Here is a 2,174-nt window from a genome sequence, read left to right as displayed (position 1 = left end):
GTGGGGCGCGTGGGGGTGTGCCGGTGGCCGCGTCTCCTAGCGGGGCGTGGAGGGGTGGTCGGTCGGGTTGTGAGGGTGGTGGGGGGCTGGGTCCGTCCGGTGTGTCGAGCCTGCCGGTCCCGGGTCGGCCCGGATCGTGGTGGAGGGGCGGTCGGTCAGGCCGCGTGGGTGGTGGGGGCCGGGTCCGCCCGGTGCGTCGAGCCCGCCGCTCCCAGGTCCGCCAGGATCGCTGCGGAGGCCCGGTGGGCCGAGTGCAGCGCGCCCTGCACCGTGCTGGTGTCCCGGTGGTCGCCGCACACGTACAGGCCCGCCAGCAGTCGCACCGGCCGGCGCAGGTCGTGCGGCGGCCGCATCACCGGCACGGCCTCGGCGGTGTGGTGCACGGCGAGCGTCTCCCAGCGCGCGGTGGAGGCGCCGTACAGCCGGGCCAGGTGCATCCGCACCGCCGTGTCCACCTCGTCGGGCGGCGTGCCCAGCACAGTCGACGACACCAGCGCCCGCCCCTGCGGCGCCCGCGTCGGGTCCACCGCGCTGACCACCGCCGTGTGCGCCACCGGCCCGCCCCGGTCGGCGTCCAGCAGCAGCGACGCCCCGGTCGCCGGCGGCTCGTCGGTCGTGTGGTGCACCACCGTCACCGGATGGCAGGCCGGTACCCGCAGCCCCGGCAGCAACTCGGCGGCCGCCCGCGCGTCCGTCGCCAGCAGCACCGCCCGGCACCGGAACTCGCCGTGCTCGGCGGTGCTCACCGCGGTCGTGGACACGCCGGTCACCCGCACCCCGGTGCGCACCGTCCCCGGCGGCAGCCCGCGGGCCAGCAGCTCCGGCAGCGCCCCGGCGCCGCCCTCGGGCACACACATCCGCCCGGACGCGAACGCCCGCAGCGCCAGGTCCGCGCACCGGCTGGACGTGGTCAGCTCCGGGTCGCACAGCAGCGCGGCGAGCAGCGGGCGCAGGAAGCCGTCGGCCGTGCGGGCGGGCAGCCCGCGGGCGGCGAGCGCCCGGCCCGCGGGCGCCTCGGGGCGGGACAGCAGCCGTTCGACCGCGACCCCGCCGATCCCGGCCAGCGCGGACCCGAGCCGGGCCTGCTCCACGGCGCCGCCCAGCGGAGCGCCGGCCCGGATCGGCGGGACGCCGGTCGAACGGCTGCTGTCCCGCCCCGAGGCGCCCGCGGGCCGGGCGCTCGCCGCCCGCGGGCTGCCCGCCCGCACGGCCGACGGCTTCCTGCGCCCGCTGCTCGCCGCGCTGCTGTGCGACCCGGAGCTGACCACGTCCAGCCGGTGCGCGGACCTGGCGCTGCGGGCGTTCGCGTCCGGGCGGATGTGTGTGCCCGAGGGCGGCGCCGGGGCGCTGCCGGAGCTGCTGGCCCGCGGGCTGCCGCCGGGGACGGTGCGCACCGGGGTGCGGGTGACCGGCGTGTCCACGACCGCGGTGAGCACCGCCGAGCACGGCGAGTTCCGGTGCCGGGCGGTGCTGCTGGCGACGGACGCGCGGGCGGCCGCCGAGTTGCTGCCGGGGCTGCGGGTACCGGCCTGCCATCCGGTGACGGTGGTGCACCACACGACCGACGAGCCGCCGGCGACCGGGGCGTCGCTGCTGCTGGACGCCGACCGGGGCGGGCCGGTGGCGCACACGGCGGTGGTCAGCGCGGTGGACCCGACGCGGGCGCCGCAGGGGCGGGCGCTGGTGTCGTCGACTGTGCTGGGCACGCCGCCCGACGAGGTGGACACGGCGGTGCGGATGCACCTGGCCCGGCTGTACGGCGCCTCCACCGCGCGCTGGGAGACGCTCGCCGTGCACCACACCGCCGAGGCCGTGCCGGTGATGCGGCCGCCGCACGACCTGCGCCGGCCGGTGCGACTGCTGGCGGGCCTGTACGTGTGCGGCGACCACCGGGACACCAGCACGGTGCAGGGCGCGCTGCACTCGGCCCACCGGGCCTCCGCAGCGATCCTGGCGGACCTGGGAGCGGCGGGCTCGACGCACCGGGCGGACCCGGCCCCCACCACCCACGCGGCCTGACCGACCGCCCCTCCACCACGATCCGGGCCGACCCGGGACCGGCAGGCTCGACACACCGGACGGACCCAGCCCCCCACCACCCTCACAACCCGACCGACCACCCCTCCACGCCCCGCTAGGAGACGCGGCCACCGGCACACCCCCACGCGCCCCAC

At 79.2% G+C, this 2,174-nt stretch carries 1 protein-coding gene and 1 pseudogene; one reads left to right on the top strand and one right to left on the bottom strand.

Annotation, left to right across the window (positions count from 1 at the left end):
• Window positions 1-155: 155 nt before the first annotated feature.
• Window positions 156-1,217, bottom strand: a pseudogene (locus ACFF45_RS35230) (NAD(P)/FAD-dependent oxidoreductase); the annotation flags it as partial.
• Here ACFF45_RS35230 and ACFF45_RS35225 point away from each other — a divergent pair.
• Window positions 1,120-2,019: an FAD-dependent oxidoreductase gene (locus tag ACFF45_RS35225; RefSeq protein ID WP_381351113.1), complete on the top strand. Its 900-nt coding sequence runs from the start codon at window positions 1,120-1,122 to the stop codon at window positions 2,017-2,019. The pseudogene ACFF45_RS35230 and the gene ACFF45_RS35225 sit on opposite strands and share 98 nt — an antisense overlap.
• Window positions 2,020-2,174 lie beyond the last annotated feature (155 nt).

The sequence above is a fragment of the Streptomyces cinereospinus genome (genome assembly GCF_042430725.1).
In the GTDB taxonomy this organism is placed as follows: Bacteria; Actinomycetota; Actinomycetes; order Streptomycetales; family Streptomycetaceae; genus Streptomyces; species Streptomyces cinereospinus.
The sequence above is the reverse complement of the archived record's forward strand: the minus strand, read 5'-3'. Positions and strand labels throughout refer to the sequence as shown.